Source organism: Brockia lithotrophica, assembly GCF_003633725.1.
Classification (GTDB): domain Bacteria; phylum Bacillota; class Bacilli; order Thermicanales; family DSM-22653; genus Brockia; species Brockia lithotrophica.
Genome location: NZ_RBIJ01000001.1, coordinates 535400 through 552580 on the forward strand (window position 1 = coordinate 535400; position 17181 = coordinate 552580).

Sequence of the window (17181 nt, forward strand, 5' to 3'; positions counted from 1 at the left end):
ATCACGGAGGTAAGCCCGGTGGCAAAAGTGTGCGTAGGACACATCCCCAAAGAAAAGGTTGCTTTCCACTATCTGCACCAGGTCAAAACGTGCGCCGATACGCAGGCGATACCAAAGGTAGGCCAAGGGGGCCACCAGATGGTATGTCATGAAAAGGAGGGCAAGGGGACGTGTCGGCACGGGAATCCGCACGAAGCGAATACGTTCCGGACAGGGATTTTCAAACTCAACCGCAAACACGGTGAATTCGTGTTCCTCACACAACCGTGCAAGCATACGCAAGTGACAAGAGCCAATCGGATTCGTTGGTATAATTTTATAATCGAAAATAGCGATTCTCATATATATACTACTCCTCAAAAAACATTGAAATTAAGAAGCATTCCATATTTAAATGCTAATTTTCTTTTTTCGTCTACGACTCCCAAGAGTATTAAACCATAACAACTTCTCGAAAATACGCAATAGTTCTTCGAATACCCTCTTGAACTGGAACTTTCGGCTCCCAAGACAGAAGCATCTTAGCAAGCCGGATATCGGGACGTCTTTGTCTGGGATCATCCTCGGGAAGCGGGCGAAAGACGATGGGCGAAGGGCTTCCGGTCAGGTCCTTGATAAGTTGGGCCAGCTCATGAACGCTGTGCTCCTCGGGATTTCCGAGGTTCACAGGGAAGCTGTACTCCACGTCCATGAGGCGACGGATCCCTTCGATGAGGTCGTCGACGTAGCAAAAGCTGCGCGTCTGCGAACCGTCGCCGTATACGGTGATCGGCTCGCCCCGGAGGGCCTGAACGATGAAGTTGGAGACCACTCGCCCGTCCTCCGGGTCCATCCCCGGCCCGTACGTGTTGAAGATCCGCACGATGCGCACAGACAGACCCTGGGCCCTGTGGTACGCCATCGTAAGCGTCTCCGCATAGCGCTTGCTCTCATCGTAGACGGAACGCGGGCCGATCGGATTCACGTTCCCCCAATAGGTTTCCGGCTGAGGATGGACGAGGGGGTCACCGTACACCTCACTTGTAGATGCGAGGAAAAACTTTGCCCCTCTTTCCAAGGCGAGGTCGAGGAGGTGCCTCGTCCCCTCTCCGTTAATAAGGATCGTCTCTACGGGGCGTTCCATGTAGCGGGGCGGGGACGCCGGCGAGGCGAAGTGCATCACCCAATCCAGCGGACCTTCGATGTTCAGAGGCTTGCTGGCGTCGGCTTCGATCAAGGTGAACCCCGAAAAGGATTGGAGGCGCCGGACGTTTCTCCTCTGTCCGGTGGAGAAGTTGTCCACGCCGACGACCTCGTGCCCTTCGCGTAGGAGGCGTTCGGCAAGATGGCTTCCGATAAACCCTGCGGCTCCGACCAAAAGGACTCTCAACGAAGTTCAGCCACCCTTTCGTAGGCGGGGAAATGCGCGGGAACTCCGAAGCCAATGTAGCGCAAACCCGCCTCTTGGACAACCTTACCCGGTAAGGCATTCCGTCCGTCGATGAGGACCGGGGTGCGCATCACCCGCGCAACCTCCGTCCAATCGAGTTCCGTGAACTCCTTCCACTCCGTTACGAGGACGAGGGCATCTGCTCCCCGGGCGACGTCCAGTACGCTCTTGCGGTACTCGATGTCGAGATTCCATTCCCGTTGCGCCCGCGGGATTGCCACGGGATCGTACGCCCGGACGAACGCTCCCTTTTCCAAAAGCTCGCGGGCAATGTCGTAGGCGGGAGCATCCCGCAGGTCGTCCGTGTTCGGCTTAAAGGAAAGTCCTAAGAGCCCTATCGTCTTTCCCTTGATGATCTTGAGTTCTCCGAGGAGTTTCTCGACAACCTTTTTCCTTTGGGCGAAGTTCACCTCGCGCGCCGCGGCGACGATGGGCATCTTGAGGCCATACTCCTCGCCTGTCGCGAGAATCGCGGCGGTATCCTTGGGAAAACAGCTTCCGCCCCAACCCACACCCGCCTGGAGGAAGCTCGTACCGATCCTCCGATCGAGTCCGATTCCCCGGGCCACGTCGCGAATGTCCGCTCCGACTTTTTCCGCCAACGCTGCAATTTCGTTGATAAAGCTGATCTTGAGGGCGAGGAAGGCGTTCGCCGCGTACTTTACGAGTTCGGCGGTAGCCGTGTCCGTTTCTACGTAAGGTACCGTCTGCACGTGCTCCGGTCGCGGCACGCTTTCGGGCGGAGAAAAGTCCTGGGCGACTAAAGGAGCGTAGAGCTTGCGGAGGATTTCCCTCGCCCGTGGATCGTCTGCGCCAACGACGATGCGGTCGGGATACAGGCTGTCGGATACCGCCGACCCTTCGCGTAAAAACTCCGGATTGGAGGCCACGGCAAAACGGCCGTTCGCCTCTCCATGCGTCTCGGAAAAGCTTCGGCGGATGTGGGCCTCTACCCAATTTCCGCTGCCGATGGGAACCGTAGACTTGTTGATTACGAGCGTAAAGCGTTCTGCGTTCAAATGCCGTCCGATCTCCCGCGCCGCCTCCTCGACGTACCGAAGATCGGGTCTGCCGTCGGGCAAAGAAGGCGTCCCTACGGCGATGAACACGACGTCCGCCCGAGGGATCGCCTCGCCGTAGTCGGTCGTAAAGTGCATGCGCTCTAGGTTGCGTGCGAGGAGTTCGTCGAGGTGCGGTTCGTAGAAAGGGGCTTTGCCCCGGCTCAATAGCTCAATCCGCCCAACGTCAATATCGAGACCGTACACGCGGTGTCCGATGTGGGCGAGCGTCGCCGCGGTCGTGACACCGACGTACCCCATCCCCACGATGGCAACGTCCACCACGCTTACCTCCGATCCAGAAAATCTCCCCGGGTATCTGGCACAGCGAGTATGACAATACGCACGTGTCCCATTTTACTTCCTAGCTCCCTCCGTGTAAAGGGGCGCGCGCCGCACTCTTTATGAAAAATATGTAAATATGAAAGAATTCTCGATAACTTTCGACGTAGTTCGTTTTCCCGTAGGGCGGGGCGCACGTATCGTTCCCCACCCTTTCGGGGAAAGGTGCTCCTCGGGAAATCTTGGGTGTAGGTCTACATTACCTTAGTTTCTCCCGAAATCACAAGGGTCCGTATTCCTACTTTTTCGCCAAGCCGCCAGAGCGCCGATCGGTGCGCGGAGAAAGAGGTTTCTCTGGGTTTCCGTGCGTCCTCACTGCGGATGGAATTTCGTACGTCACCGCTTGCGCAAGATTCCCAGATAGTGTCCCTTGAGCGGACGAATGCGTGCCAAATACGGGTACAAGGCGGGGAAGTGGCGGGCGACCGGCGGAATCAAGGTTGCGGGCCGAAGGTCTGCATGCGCCTCAGGAAAAAGCTCCCGGATCTTGGAACGCGTTATGGGACGTACCTTCCGGTTGAACGGATTCGGATAGCGGAGGTCGTACCAAACCACTGCACCGCCGGAGGCAAGAACGTGCCAGATCTTCCGGGCGACGGCATGGGCGAGTCGGTCGTCGAAGATCGAGCTGAACACGGTAAAAACGAAAACGAGGTCGAAACTTTCCGGCGGAAAAGGAGCTTCTGCGGCATTGCCCACGTAAAAGGCGATGTCGGGGTGGCGCTTGCGCGCTTGCGCAATACGTTCGGGAAGGAGGTCGATGCCCACGAGGTTTTCCGGTCGGGCACCCCACTCAGCCACGCGGGCGAGGGTAGTTCCCGTTCCGCAGCCAACGTCCAAAATGCGAAATGGGGTAAGCGGCCAAAATCCGTGTTCGCGTAACATCTGCCTGAGGAGGCTTTCTCGTTCTTCCACGATAGCGCGATTCCCGGGATTGTCCAAAGACCACTTTCCCGCGTACGTCAGATCGCGGGCGTACTCTTCATACGCCAGGCGTATCCTTCGCGCTTCGCGCTCAAAAGGGTCCACGAGACCGAGCCTCCCGAGAGGGATAAGGTGAAGTATGGGAGGGAGATAAGCGGAAAATTACCAATACGGATCTCAGACACCATTTTAGGCACCGCGCACGTCCGTGTCCAGCGAAACACGTCGCATATACCAGGATGGGATGAAACGCATTCCCCTAAACGCCCAAACGCCTTCCGGCCGGCTCGGCAAGTTTTCCCCGGAAAAGGCCGCATTTCGTGCCCCGAACGTATCGGCTGTCTCGAATCTCCGACCCGACGGGCCCAACGTGTTCGCGGGGTAAAAAAACCGCCCCTCGCGTCGTACCGAGGGGCGGCTACCGACCTTAGGGAGTTTTCGTCCGAGGTGTACCGTCGGCTTGTGCGGGAGCGGAAATTCCCAGGTGCTCGCGTAAGGTCGCGGTCACGCGCTCATAGCTTTCAGGCTTCACCTTTTGGTAGGAAATGCCGTTCAGCCAAAGGGGTTCAAGGTCGAAGGCGAGTTCGTGGATGTTGTCCATGCAGCTCCGGTAATCCCGGATGAGGCGCTGCATGTCCTCGTACGTGAGGTTTGTCTTCATGTTTTTCCCGACGATGTTCAAGAACTGGTCGAGCTTGAGGATCATCTCGGGGCGGGAAGCCTTCTGCAGGATCGCCTGCAAGACCTGGCGCTCCCGCGCGTTTCGACCGATGTCTCCCTCGGGATCCCAGTAGCGCATGCGGATGTACCCGAGCGCCATCGCACCGTTTTCCAGTCGGATGGGCCCCTTGCGATACACGAAACCGGGTTTGTAGTACCCCGGATCCGTCCACTCCACCGGATTGTCCACCGTGATCCCGCCGATGAGGTCGACGAGATCGGCAAATCCTTGAAAGTTGATCGCGATGTAGTAGTCGACGGGCAGGCCTAAAAAGTTCTCCACCGTTTCCACGGAGCCGGTAGGCCCGCCGTAAGCGTAGGCGTGGTTGATCTTGTCGAGCGTCCCGCTCCTCTTCCCCACGCCCTTCAGGGGAATTCGAATGTCGCGCTGGATGGAGAGGATGTACATCGACTTTTCTTGGGGGTTCAAGGTCACGTAGAGCATGGCGTCGCTTCGACCGGAATCCCCTTCTTCCGGCCGTTCGTCGACGCCGAGGAGGAGGAGGGAAACCGGCTTGAGCTGGCGCAGATCGACCTTATCCTCGCGCTTCGGCGGTTCCGTGCGCTTTACCTCTTCGTAAATCGAATCGGCGGTCACGGCGGCTTTGTGGAAGAGATAGGCGGCGTATGCGATTGCCCCCACGAGAAGGATTGCCACCGCCGACCCACCGAAAAATAACGCCCGCTTCCACCGCATGGACTGCTCTCCCTCCCGTAGCTGAACTGCACTCCGTTCCCCGACGCGCAACCAGCGGCACACCGGGAAAGTCTGGTGTCTTGTAAGGAAAAACACGCACGGAAATTTCTAAAGGCATTTTCTAGAAGACGAACGTGTCATCTTTTCCCATGACCCCCGGACATGCACCTTTTAAGTCTAACCGCAAGACGGAAAAGGAGCAAGTAGGAAAGGCGTACCCTTTTTCCAACCCGCACCAAAAGGCGATCCGAAGGGAACGGTCTACGCCGCATACGTAGTGTCTCGCCCTCGTCCCGTATGCACGTCTTGCCCCGAAGAAGCTCGCCGAAAGCGACGTCGGGCGAGTACTCCGTGGCGAGGGGCAAAGAGCACGGCGGCGGCAAAACAGGCGCCCTCTACAACACTCATCATTCCCGAAAGGGAAACGTCCCAAAGAGACGCCAAGAGGTAGCCAAGAATTCCCCCGACGGCCCCCAACACCACGCTTCCGACAAGGACCCCTTCTAGTCGATCGAAGAGAAGGTGCGCCGTGGCGGGCGGCACGACGAGCATGGCAACGGTGAGGATTGCGCCCACGGCGTCGAAGGCGACGACGATCGTGAGGGATAAAAGCAGCATGTACGCGTAGTGGAGGGCGCTCACGGGGATTCCGCTCAGGCGCGCAAACGTGGGATCGAAGCTGAGAACCCGAAGTTCTTTAAAAAAGGCGAGTACGAAGAGGAGATCGGCGAGGAAAACGCCGCCCATCGTCCACACGGCCTTGGGGCCGAGGTCTACGTCCCGCCAAAAGAGGCGATCCCAGGGGACGTAGGCGATCTCGCCAAAGAGGACGTGCTGAAGGTCGATGTGCACGGACTTGGCAAAGTGCGAAACGAGGACCACTCCGAGGGCGAAAAGCGTCGTAAAGGTTACGCCGATGGCCGCGTCGCCCGCGACGCCGCCGGATTCCAAAAGGCGGATGAGAAGCACCGTAAGAATCCCCGCCAGAGCGGCGCCGAGGAGCATTTCGACGTTGCCCATGCTCTTCGTAAGGAGGAAGGCGGCGATCACCCCGAGGAGAACCGTGTGGCTGATCGCATCTCCCACCATGCTCAGACGGCGAAGGACGAGAAAGGTACCCATAAGACCCGAAGCGGCAGCCACCAAGACGGCGGCCAAAGTAACCCAAAGGGCGTCGGCCAAGAAATGTCACCTCCTCCTCCGGAAGCCGCGCGCAGCTCGGGTGAAACCCTATACGGGATCACGAGACGAAACCCCCGGTTTTGTCGGGTTGTGCCGCAAACGCGTACCGCCTGCGAAGGGCGCGGGAGACGAGCCCGCGTTTGGGCGCAAAGAACCAGGCGAGGACGAACCACGCGGAAGCGGTGAGGACGACGAGCGGTCCCGTGGGAAATCGGGGGTACAGCGTGCTGAGGAGGGTTCCGACGACTCCCGAAAGGCCGCCGATGCCTCCAGCGAGGAGGACCATCGCTTCGAGCCGATCGACGAGGAGGCGGGCCGTAAGGGGCGGTGTGATGAGGAGCGCGGACATGAGCACGACGCCGACCGCCTCGAGGCCTACGGCGACGGCGAGGGTGAGGAGGAAGGTAAAGGCGAAGTCCATCGCCCGCACGGGATAGCCGAGGGTGCGCGCGTAGAGGGGGTCAAAAGCCCATAACTTCCAGGCGGGAAAAGGAACGAAGATCGCAAAGACGAGGAACAGGGCCACCGCGCCCATCACCTGCACGTCGCGCCCCACGAGGGATGCGGCTTGCCCAAAGAGAAAGGAATCCAGACCGCTCTGTCCGCCGGATTGGGTCTTGGCGACGAGGGTGAGAAACACCGTCCCCAACCCGAAAAAGGTCGTAAGCACGATGGCCAGGGCCGTTTCCGGCTTAACACGCGTCCAGCGGGGAATCCGTACAGAAAGGTACGCCGCAACCCCGCGGTGATCGACGCGCCCAAAAGAATGGCAATCGGCTCTTTCCGCAGGAAGATCAGATAGGCGAGGGCGACGCCGGGAAGGGCGGCGTGGGACATCGCGTCTCCCAAAAGCGACTGCCGCCTGAGGAGGGCGAAGGATCCGACGATGCCCGTGGCAAATCCGAGGAAAAACGTACCCCCCACCACCCAGCGCACGTTGGGATCGGCAAAGAGGGAGAGCGCGTAGGCTACGAGGTGCACGGGCCTCACCTCCCTTCCGCCGAAACGTGGGAAATCGCCGCATCAAACGGAGTCTCTGTGGGCACAGGGGGCATCTCGGAGGAAGGAAGGGAAAGCCGCTCGCCTTCCTTCCTTAAAGCCGCGGAGGATCCTTCGACCAAAAGGAGCCGTCCGCCGTACGCCTCGGCCAGATGCTCCGGCGTAAAGGCCACATCCATCGGACCTGCCGCGATCACGCGCCGGTTCAAGAGCACGACCCATTCGAAGTACTCCCGCACCGTCTGCAGGTCGTGGTGCACGACGAGAATCGTCTTTCCGTCCCGACGAAGTTCGCGAAGCACGTCGAGGATGGCCCGCTCCGAGGCGGCGTCCACGCCGGCAAAGGGTTCGTCGAGGAGGTAGAGGTCCGCCTCTTGGGCGAGGGCGCGCGCGAGAAAGACGCGCTGGCGCTGGCCTCCAGAAAGTTCGCCGATTTGTCGGCGGCGGTATTCCGCCATACCCACGCGTTCGAGGGCGGACTCGGCTGCCGCATAGTCTTCCTTGCCCGGACGGCGGAAAAGGCCGAGCCGGCCGTACCGCCCCATGAGGACTACGTCCCACACCGTGACGGGAAAGTCCCAGTCCACCTCTTCCCGTTGGGGGACGTAGGCCACGCGTCGGCGCGCCGCCCGGTACGGTTCTCCAAAGACGTATACTTCTCCCGATACCCGGGGGACGAGTTCGAGAACCGCCTTGAAAAGCGTGGACTTCCCCGCGCCGTTGGGTCCCACGATTCCCGCGAGTACCCCCTGCGGGATTTCAAAGGTGACGTCCTCCAAGGCGACGTGTCCGGGATACGCTACGGCGAGTTTGCGAACGGATAGGGCCGGCGTCGGAACCACCTCTCCCACCTCCTCACTTCAGCGCCTCGACGATCGTGTCCACGTTGTAGCGAAACATTCCGATGTAGGTCCCCGCCGGAGTTCCGGGTTCGCCGAGGGCATCCGAGTACAGTTCGCCGCCGATCTTCACCTCGTGCCCGCGCCGTCTCGCGCCTTCGACGACCGCTTCGATGAAGCGGCGGGGAACGCTCGACTCGACGAAGATCGCTTTGATCTTGCGCTCGACGATGAAGTCCACGAGCTCCTGAATGTCCTTGAGGCCATACTCGGTGTCCGTGCTAATCCCCTGAAGTCCTCGGACTTCCACGCCGTAGGCGCGGCCGAAGTACCCGAAGGCGTCGTGGGCGGTGACCAGTACGCGTTGCCCTTCGGGAATCTCCGCAATTCGGGCCCGGATGTACGCATCGAGCTCGTCGAGTTCCTTGAGGTACCGTTCGGTGTTGGCGCGGTAGGCTTCGCAGTGTGCAGGATCGACCTCGCACAAACCGTCGCGCACGCGTTCGGCGGCCTTTTTCCACAGGCGGACGTCGAACCAGATGTGCGGATCGTAGTGGCCTTCGAATTCCTCGGGCTCGCGCAGTTGGTCTTCGGGGATGTATTCGCTCACGGCAAACGTGGGTTTTTGCCGGGACATGCGGACGAAGATGTCGCCCATCTTGCCCTCGAGGTTGAGCCCGTTGTAAAAGATCACGTCCGCTTCCTTGAGCTTGTTCATGTCGCCCTGTGTGGCCTTGTACAGGTGCGGGTCTACACCGGGGCCCATGAGCCCGGTGACCTCTACGAATTCTCCTCCGATTTGCTGCACCAGGTCCGTGATCATCGTTGTCGTCGTGGTGACGCGCACCTTAGACGAAGGGTCCCGATCGGACCGAACGTCTGCGGATTTCTGCGAGCCCCCCTTTTCCCCGCAGGCGGAAAGGAACACCAACCCGATGAGGGCCAACGCAAATAGACCGATTCTCAAAAACTCGGCAAGGCGTTTCTTGGGACGCACCACCCTTACCTCCTTTCCCGATGCCTTAAGGACGCGCAGGTCTGCGGGCGTTTCCCAGACTTCGCCACGCGCGCGGTGTCTCCGAACCGTACGGCCGCGGGAAGCCGAGATGAATTTCTTTGGGCTAATTCTATTTGTTTAGGAGAACAAAGTTTACCTAGGGAAATCATAAGGCGTTGTACCAATCCGTGTCAAGGGAAACGGCTCGAAAAACCCGAAAGCTCCCTGCGGAAGTCGCTTTGACAGGAAAAACGCCCGAGGCGTAGGATAGGCAGAGGGGGGCGACGAACGGACTTCTTTGGACGTACAGCCGCGAAACCGAGGCATACGCCCATGCAAAGGAGGCGCGGCTTTGGAACTCCTCAAGCTCTTCTACGGAGCTGTCGTCGGGCTCCTCCTCGGGCTTACGGGGGCCGGAGGCTCCATCGTTTCCGTCCCCATCCTCATCTACCTCCTGGGGTACGACGCCCACGTCGCCACGGGCACGAGCCTGATCATCGTAGGAACCGGGGCGCTTGCCGGCGTCGTCCAGTACCTCCTCACCGCGCGCCAACGCATCCAATGGACGGTGGGCGTCCTCTTTTCCCTTTTGGGATTCGTAGGCGTCGGGATCGGTTCGTACGTAAACACCCTCCTCCCTTCGGCCGCACTCCTCTACGGCTTCGGCCTCCTCATGGAGGTCGTCGGGATCTACACTTTGCGCAAGCGCTCCTCCGAGGAAGACGACTCCTCCCCGTTTCGCTTTCGCCTTTCGGGATGGGGAGAAATCCTCCGCGCGACTTTCGCCGCCTTGGGCGTGGGCTTCCTCACGGGGCTCTTCGGCGTCGGGGGAGGGTTCCTCATCGTACCCGCCCTCCTCTTCGTCCTCAACTTCCCCATGCGCGAAGCGCTCGCCACGAGCCTCCTCGTGATCACGCTCAACAGCGCCGAAGGCGTGATCGCCCGCCTCCTCGGCTTAGGGAAGATCCACTTCGAAGGACTCCTCTTTCTCACCCTCGGGACGATCCTCGGGATCGGCGTGGGCGTGGTCGTCGCCCGCCGCCTTCCGTCCAAGCTCTTGGGAAAGATCTTCGCCTGGTTCGTCATCGCCGTCGGGGTGTACATGATCCTCCGGACGTACTTCTTGGGTCCGGGCGGCATCGGCGGACCGGGACCGTAAACCTGCGCGCAAAAAAACCGCCCCGCGAAACGCCACGGGGCGGTTTTTCGTTCGGCTTTGCTTCGTCCGTATGCGAAACTCTTGGGCCGCGGCTACTGCCCTCCGCTCCCCGCAAGGTCGCGGAGGACGTCCGAAACGGTACGTCCGCGGGATTCTTCCTCGAGCGTGCGGCGCGCGAGGGCGATCTGCTCCGCCACGGCTTCCTCAGCGGGGCCGCCGAAGAGCTTCCGCCCCGCAACCGAAGCTTCGGGAGAGAGAAGCTTCAGGTCTTCGGGACGAAATGCCGCGTGATGGCGGAGGAGTTCCTCCGGAGTGAGGTCGCGCAGGGACTTTCCGGAGGCGAGCGCGTAGGCGACAAGGTGGCCTACGGCTTCGTGCGCCTCGCGAAAGGGGACCCCGCGCAAGGCCAGGACCTCCGCGAGGTCCGTGGCACAAAGGAGCGGGTCGTCGGCGGCACGGCGCATCGCATCCGTGCGGAAGGTGAGGCTTCGAAGGAGCGGCGCGGTCACTTCGAGGCCCGCGAGCACCGTGTCCACGGCGTCGAAAAGGGCTTCCTTGTCCTCCTGCAGGTCCTTGTTGTAGGCGAGGGGAAGTCCCTTGAGCACGGTGAGGAGGGCGACAAGGTCGCCGACAACGCGTCCTGTCTTGCCGCGCAAAAGCTCGGGAACGTCGGGGTTCTTCTTTTGCGGCATCATGCTTGAACCCGTGGCAAAGGCGTCGTCGAGCTCCACAAAGGCGAACTCTTGGGAGGACCAGAGGATGAGCTCCTCGGCGAGACGGGAGAGGTGAACCGCCACGAGGGAAAGAGCAAAGACGAATTCGAGGACAAAGTCGCGGTCGGAGACGGCGTCGAGGCTGTTGGGGTAGACGGTCGAAAGGCCAAGTTCGGCGGCGGTGAAGAAACGGTCTAAGGGAAAGCGGCTCCCCGCGAGCGCCCCCGCGCCGAGGGGCGACCAGGACGCCCGGCGGTCGAGGTCCGCAAGACGTTCGGCGTCCCGTGAGAACATCCAAAAGTACGCCAGGAGGTGGTGGGCGAGCGTCACCGGCTGCGCCCGCTGGAGGTGCGTGTAGCCCGGGAGGACCACATCGCGATGGGCATCGGCGAGCTCGAGAAGGGCACGGCGCACGTCCGTAAGCATGTCGCGGGCGCGGCGAACCTCGTCGCGGACGTAGAGGTGGAGATCGGTCGCCACCTGGTCGTTGCGGCTACGCCCCGTGTGGAGCTTTCCCGCCACGGGGCCCACGCGCTCGTGGAGAAGGCGTTCGACCCACATGTGTACGTCCTCGTCCGCGTAGGTCCAACGCACCTCCCCTTTGCGGACGGCGTCTTCGATTTTCCTCAGCCCTTCCTCGAGAAGGCGCGCCTCTTCTTCCGTGAGGAGGCCGATCCGCGCGAGCATGCGGACGTGGGCAATCGATCCGCGGATGTCCTGCGAAACGAGGCGGACGTCGAAAGGGATGGAAGCCGTATAGCGCTCGACGACTTCTGCGGTGCGCTTGGCGAAACGACCCCCCCAAAGTTTCCCCGGGGCGCCTGAAACCCCGGGGTCAAAGGAGCCCTCGTGTTCCGTGTGCACCCCATGTCCTCCTCTTGCGGTTCCCCGCGTTCACCCTTCAGAAACGGGAGACGAGGAAAGTTCTTCCACACGGAATGCCCCGCCGGAGACGGGATTCAAGCTGCGGAAGAGTTCCGTGGGGAGCCCCCAGAGCTTGAGGAATCCTTCCGCCGCCCGATGGTCGAAGAGGTCCCCCGTCTGGTACGTGGCGAGATCGTGGCGGTAGAGGCTCTTGGGAGCCCGGCGCCCCGTGACGACGATGCTTCCCTTGTAGAGCTTTATACGCACGTCTCCCGTCACGGGCTTTTGCGTGACGGCAAAGAAGGCGTCGTACGCTTCTCGCAAGGGAGAGTACCAGAGGCCGTTGTACACGAGGCGCGTCCATTCGAGTTCGAGCACCGGCTTTACGTGAAGGACTTCGCGCGGGAGGACGAGCGCCTCCAGGGCGCGGTGGGCTTCGATGAGGATGAGGGCGGCGGGCGCCTCGTAAACCTCGCGCGATTTGATCCCCACGAGACGGTCTTCGATCATGTCGATGCGGCCGACGCCGTGGCGTCCCCCGATTTCGTTGAGCGCAGTGATGAGGGTGACGAGGTCCATCGTCTCGCCGTTGAGGGCCACGGGACGCCCTTCCGCAAAGGTGAGGACGATTTCCTCCGGCATGTCCGGCGCCTCTTCGGGGGCCGTGGTCCAAAGGAAAGCGTCTTCCGGCGGAGCCGCCCAAGGGTCTTCCAGAGCTCCCGCCTCGATCGCCCGTCCCCAGAGGTTTTGGTCGATGGAGTACGGGCTTTCCTGCGTCACCGGTACGGGAATCCCGTGGGCGCGGGCGTACTCGATTTCCGCGTCGCGCGTAAGTCCCCACTCCCGGACCGGGGCGTACACCTCGAGCTCGGGAGCGAGGGCCTTCATCCCCAGTTCGAGCCGAACTTGGTCGTTCCCCTTGCCCGTGGAACCGTGGGCTACGGCGCGGGCTCCGACCTCACGGGCGACGCGCACGACTTCCCGCGCGATGAGCGGCCGCGAAAGGGCGGACGCCAGGGGATACTTGCCCTGGTACAGGGCGTTCGCCCAAAGGGCGCGCAGGATGTATTCCTCCGCAAATTCGGCGCGGGCGTCCTTGACCACCGCTTGAACCGCGCCGACCTTGATCGCCTTGGCCCGTACGGCTTCGAGGTCCTTGACCTCGCCTACGTCGAGCGTTACGGTGACCACGCGAAAGCCGTACTTCTCTTCTAGCCACTTGATCGCCACGGAAGTGTCGAGACCCCCGGAGTACGCGAGGACGAGGAGCGGACGCTCTCCGCCCGCGCGTTCCGCCCCCGAAGGTCTGCTCCCCACTCCGCCCGCAAGTTCTGCTCCGTGCATCGGCCTTCCCTCTCTTCTCATGTTGCGGTTCTCCCGCATTTCGGCCCTTACCGCCGCCGGAAGCACTCCGGCGGGACCGCTGGCGCAAATAAATATGCGCATTCATGGATAAGTATACACATACGCCGCGCAGATGCAAGGCGCGGGCGCGGAAACGCGCATGGACCTCCTGCAGAGCGACTCTCTACGGAGCGAGGACGAGTCGCAGAAGCGCCTTGTGCACGTGGAGTCGGTTTTCCGCTTCGTCCCAGACGAGCGAGCGCGGGCCGTCGATCACGGCCTCGGTCACCTCTTCGCCGCGGTGCGCCGGCAGGCAGTGAAGAAACACGGCCTCCTTGCGGGCAAGGGCGAAGAGCCCCTCGTTTACCTGATAGGGCCGAAGGCGAGAGAGGCGCGCTTCGCGCTCGGCCTCCGTTCCCATGCTCACCCACGTGTCCGTGATCACCACGTCGGCGTCGGCCACCGCCTCACGCGGATCGGAGGTCCACCGCAGATCGGCTCCGCTTTCCTGGGCGCGGGCTTCGGCCCAGGACCAGATTTCGGGATCCGGACGGTACTCTTCGGGAGAGGCGACGACCAAGGTGAGCCCGAGGAGGGCGGCGGCTTCGATCCACGAGTGGGTGACGTTGTTGCGCGCATCGCCTACGTAGGCGATCTTGAGCTCGCCCAAGGGGCCGAAGTGTTCCACGAGGGTGAGGAGATCGGCGAACACCTGGGTGGGATGGTGGAGGTCGGACAGGCCGTTGATCACGGGGACGTCCGCTGCCGCAGCGAGCCGCTCGAGGGTTTCGTGGGCGTGCGTGCGGAGGAGAATCCCGTCTACGTAACGAGAGAGGACGCGCGCCGTATCTTCCACGGTCTCCCCGCGGCCGAGCTGGAGCTCGTCCGAACGGAGCACGAGCGGGTGTCCCCCGAGTTCGAGCATCGCCACTTCGAAGGACACGCGCGTGCGCGTAGAGGGCTTTTCAAAGATGAGTGCCAGCGTACGGCCCTGGAGGTAGGAATGCAGGTACCCCTTGCGCCGCAGAGACTTCATCCACCGCGCCTCCTCCAATAGGGCGCGGACGTCTTCCGCCGTGAAATCGGAAACCTTGAGCACGTCGCGCATGTAGAATGGATTGGCTACGGAGCTCGTCCCCGCTTCCCCGGGCACCGCGGATCCTCCTCTCGTTCGTTTTATTATACATGTTCACGGATATTTATTCAAACGGACGCCCGCGTGCTTCTTCCCCCATTCTAGCGCACGGCGGTGGGGGCGTCACATCGGCCGCGTGGGAGGGAAGCGGCAGGTCGAGGAGAAACTGGTGTCCGGCCATTCCGAACGAAGCGGTCAAAACCCCGTCTGCCGGGCGAATCGAACTCGGTCAGACGAGGCGCCGGCGGATGGCGCCGCTCAGAGCGTCCGTCAAAGAGACGAGGACGACGATCCCGAGAAGGATGATCCCTACGCGCGGCCAGACGTGGCTTTGAAGGGCGAAGAGAAGCGGCGCCCCAATCCCCCCTGCGCCCACGACGCCGACGACGGTGGCCGCGCGCATGTTGATCTCAAACCGATAAATCGCGTAGGAGAGGAGTTCCGGCAAGACCTGGGGAAAGATGGCCCAACGAAAAACGCCGAGCCCGTCGGCCCCCGCCGCCCGAAGCGCCTCGGCAGGGCCCATGTCCATCGCTTCCACCGCCTCTCCGTAGAGCTTGGCGAGCATGCCGACGGAGTGGACGCCGACGGCGAGGATCCCCGCATAGGCCCCCGGACCGACACCTACCATGAAGACGATCGCCAGCATGAGCTCGGGAAACGTGCGCACGGCAGAAAGGAATACCTTGGTTCCCGCGGCAAGGGGTGCGGGTGCGACGTTCCGCGCCGCCCAAAAGCCGAAGGGGAGCGCGAGGACGGCGGCAAGAAGCGTACCCAAATAGGCGATCTCCACGCTCTCCCAAAGGGCTACGAGGAGCTCCGGAACGTACGACCACTCGGGGTGGAAAATCCCGGAAAAGATCCTTCCCGCCATGTGAAGCCCCACGGAAAAGCCCTTCGTATTGAGGTCAATTCCCCAAAACGACCAAGCGAGGGCGGCCGCGACGCCGAGGAAGGCAAGAGGCGTACGAAACCGGCGCAACACCTCCAACGGGCGAGACGAGACGGCGGGAGGTTCCCCTTCCGTAAGGCGACGCCTGAGGTATTGGCTCGTCCACTCGATGAGGAGGACGGCGACAAAGACGAGGAGGAGGATGGCGGAGGCGCGGTCGTACTGCAGGAGGTTCAGGGCGGCCTTGAGGGGAACGCCGATCCCTCCCGCGCCGACGAGGCCGAGGACGGTGGATACGCGAATGTTGATTTCAAACACGTACAAGACGTAGGAGAGGTACTGGGGCAAGATCTGGGGGAGAACGGCGTACGCCGCCGTCACCGTGGGCGTCGCCCCTGCGGCATAGAGAGCTTCCGCAGGGCCCATGTCCGCAGCTTCAATCGTCTCACTCGTGAGCTTTGCGACGATGCCGAAGGAAAAAAAGACGAGGGCGAGGATCCCAGAAAGGGCCCCGATGCCGAAAACGGCGACGAAAAGGGCGGCAAAGAGGAGGTCGGGAATCGTGCGCACGAGGTTCATAAATCCGCGCGTCGCCCAAAGCGTTCCCCGACGGCTCACGAAGTTCCTCGCCGCCAAAAAGGCGTACCCCAGGGCGAGGAGCGATCCGATGAGCGTTCCGGCAACGGCCATCTGAATCGTCTCCACGAGGGCGGGAACGTAGCGGGCGATGTCGGCAAAATCGGGTGAAAAGAAGGCGACAAACAACCGCCCCATGTACGGAAACCCCTGAACGAGGGCGGAAACGGAAACCTGAGTGTCTGCGGCGGCATATGCGGCGAGGCCGAAGAGCACCACGAAGAGCGCGGCGTTCCTGAGGCGCGCCGTACCTTCCTCCGGGGGAAAGGGGAAAGCCGAGAGGGTACCTCGAAAACGGCGGGCGGGATCAGCCACGGGCGGCGACCTCCCCGGTCCGCATGTCCTCGCGCGTGAGCGGACGTCCGTAGATGAATTCGAACACCTCGTCTGTCGCCTCCGAGACGGGGCCGTCGAAGACGACCTTCCCGGCCCGAAGCCCGAGGATGCGGTCGGCGTAGCGGCGGGCGAGGTCTACGAAGTGAAGGTTCACGAGGACGGTGATTCCGAGTTCGCGGTTGATGCGTCGGAGGTCGTCCATGATCACCTCTGCGGTCACGGGGTCGAGGCTCGCCACCGGCTCGTCCGCAAGGATGAGGCGCGGTTCTTGGGCGAGAGCGCGGGCGACGGCGACGCGCTGCTGTTGCCCGCCGGAGAGTTGGTCGGCCCGCACGTAGGCCTTGTCCGCAAGGTGCACCCGCTCGAGAGCCTTCATGGCGATCGCCACGTCTTCTTTGGGGAAGAGTCCCAAGAGGACGCGCCACGTGGGGTGATACCCGACGCGCCCCGCGAGGACGTTTTGCAGGACCGTAAGGCGTTTGACGAGGTTAAAGTTTTGAAACACCATGCCGATGTCCCGGCGCATGCGCCGGAGTTCCGCAGGGGTCGCCCGCGTCACGGAACGCCCGGCGAAGAAGATCTCCCCTGAGCTGATCTCGATCAAGCGGTTAATGGCCCGGAGAAACGTCGTCTTTCCCGCTCCGCTCAAACCGACGATGGCCACGAATTCTCCGGGGTAAATCGCCACGCTCACGTCGTCTAGGCCAACGGCGCCCGTAGGGTACACCTTGCGCACGCGGTCGAAGACGACGAGCGGCTCGCGCGACGAAGGAGCGTCCATGAGCCTCTCTCCCTCCCCAAGAGCTCCCGAAAGCGCGAAAGAAACTCCCCGGCTCCGCCGGAGAGAAATCCCTGACTTCAAGATACCCGAAAAAAAGAGCAGGCGCAGAACGCGCCTGCACGTACGGAGAATAC

General features: G+C 61.9%; 15 protein-coding genes and 1 pseudogene. 1 reads left to right on the top strand and 15 read right to left on the bottom strand.

From position 1 onward, the window contains the following. The 10 genes and pseudogenes from C7438_RS09215 to C7438_RS02495 form a co-directional block, all read right to left on the bottom strand. Positions 1-342, bottom strand: a 342-nt coding sequence (locus tag C7438_RS09215; protein ID WP_211322024.1) for a hypothetical protein, incomplete at its 3' end; no start/stop codon positions are given. 91 nt (positions 343-433) lie between these two features. Continuing rightward, positions 434-1369, bottom strand: coding sequence for a UDP-glucuronic acid decarboxylase family protein (locus C7438_RS02460; RefSeq protein ID WP_121443738.1), 936 nt, complete (start codon positions 1367-1369; stop codon positions 434-436). Beyond that, positions 1366-2769 (bottom strand): UDP-glucose dehydrogenase family protein, encoded by a 1404-nt coding sequence (locus C7438_RS02465; RefSeq protein WP_121443739.1) that lies wholly within the window; start codon positions 2767-2769, stop codon positions 1366-1368. Before C7438_RS02465 ends, C7438_RS02460 begins: the two co-directional genes overlap by 4 nt. Before the next feature lie 396 nt (positions 2770-3165). Continuing rightward, on the bottom strand, positions 3166-3858 hold the full coding sequence (locus C7438_RS02470) for a class I SAM-dependent methyltransferase (RefSeq protein WP_170143500.1): 693 nt from the start codon (positions 3856-3858) through the stop codon (positions 3166-3168). A gap of 322 nt (positions 3859-4180) precedes the next feature. Continuing rightward, a complete protein-coding gene (locus C7438_RS02475) occupies positions 4181-5170 on the bottom strand; it encodes an LCP family glycopolymer transferase (RefSeq protein ID WP_121443741.1) in 990 nt (329 codons plus the stop codon). Positions 5171-5431: 261 nt separating this feature from the next. Continuing rightward, positions 5432-6352 carry a metal ABC transporter permease gene (locus C7438_RS02480; protein WP_245956441.1) on the bottom strand — a complete coding sequence of 307 codons (921 nt, stop codon included), beginning with the start codon at positions 6350-6352 and terminating at the stop codon, positions 5432-5434. Between the two features lie 58 nt (positions 6353-6410). Beyond that, positions 6411-7232, bottom strand: coding sequence for a metal ABC transporter permease (locus C7438_RS09220; RefSeq protein WP_353653308.1), 822 nt, complete (start codon positions 7230-7232; stop codon positions 6411-6413). Then, a pseudogene (locus tag C7438_RS09610) lies at positions 7142-7342 on the bottom strand (metal ABC transporter permease); the annotation flags it as partial. The gene C7438_RS09220 and the pseudogene C7438_RS09610, both read right to left, overlap by 91 nt. Beyond that, positions 7339-8202: a metal ABC transporter ATP-binding protein gene (locus C7438_RS02490; protein ID WP_121443743.1), complete on the bottom strand. Its 864-nt coding sequence runs from the start codon at positions 8200-8202 to the stop codon at positions 7339-7341. The gene C7438_RS02490 and the pseudogene C7438_RS09610, both read right to left, overlap by 4 nt. 4 nt (positions 8203-8206) lie before the next feature. Beyond that, a complete protein-coding gene (locus tag C7438_RS02495; protein ID WP_211322025.1) occupies positions 8207-9187 on the bottom strand; it encodes a metal ABC transporter solute-binding protein, Zn/Mn family in 981 nt (326 codons plus the stop codon). A 352-nt stretch (positions 9188-9539) separates the two neighbouring features. On the opposite strand from C7438_RS02495, the gene C7438_RS02500 reads away from it, so the two are divergent. Then, on the top strand, positions 9540-10346 hold the full coding sequence (locus C7438_RS02500; RefSeq protein WP_170143502.1) for a sulfite exporter TauE/SafE family protein: 807 nt from the start codon (positions 9540-9542) through the stop codon (positions 10344-10346). 92 nt (positions 10347-10438) lie between these two features. On the opposite strand, the gene argH is transcribed toward C7438_RS02500, so the two are convergent. The 5 genes from argH to phnC all read right to left on the bottom strand — a co-directional run bounded on the left by argH (position 10439) and on the right by phnC (position 17047). After that, on the bottom strand, positions 10439-11923 hold the full coding sequence (gene argH / locus C7438_RS02505) for an argininosuccinate lyase (RefSeq protein ID WP_121443745.1): 1485 nt from the start codon (positions 11921-11923) through the stop codon (positions 10439-10441). Between the two features lie 30 nt (positions 11924-11953). Beyond that, positions 11954-13267 (bottom strand): argininosuccinate synthase, encoded by a 1314-nt coding sequence (locus tag C7438_RS02510; RefSeq protein WP_121443746.1) that lies wholly within the window; start codon positions 13265-13267, stop codon positions 11954-11956. A gap of 184 nt (positions 13268-13451) precedes the next feature. After that, entirely contained in the window at positions 13452-14375 is a 924-nt protein-coding gene (gene argF / locus C7438_RS02515; RefSeq protein ID WP_121444059.1) for an ornithine carbamoyltransferase, read from the bottom strand. A gap of 256 nt (positions 14376-14631) precedes the next feature. Beyond that, complete coding sequence (gene phnE / locus C7438_RS02520) at positions 14632-16245, bottom strand: phosphonate ABC transporter, permease protein PhnE (protein ID WP_121443747.1); 1614 nt, start codon at positions 16243-16245, stop codon at positions 14632-14634. Then, positions 16238-17047 (bottom strand): phosphonate ABC transporter ATP-binding protein, encoded by an 810-nt coding sequence (gene phnC / locus C7438_RS02525; RefSeq protein ID WP_121443748.1) that lies wholly within the window; start codon positions 17045-17047, stop codon positions 16238-16240. Before phnC ends, phnE begins: the two co-directional genes overlap by 8 nt. Between the last annotated feature and the right edge of the window lie 134 nt (positions 17048-17181).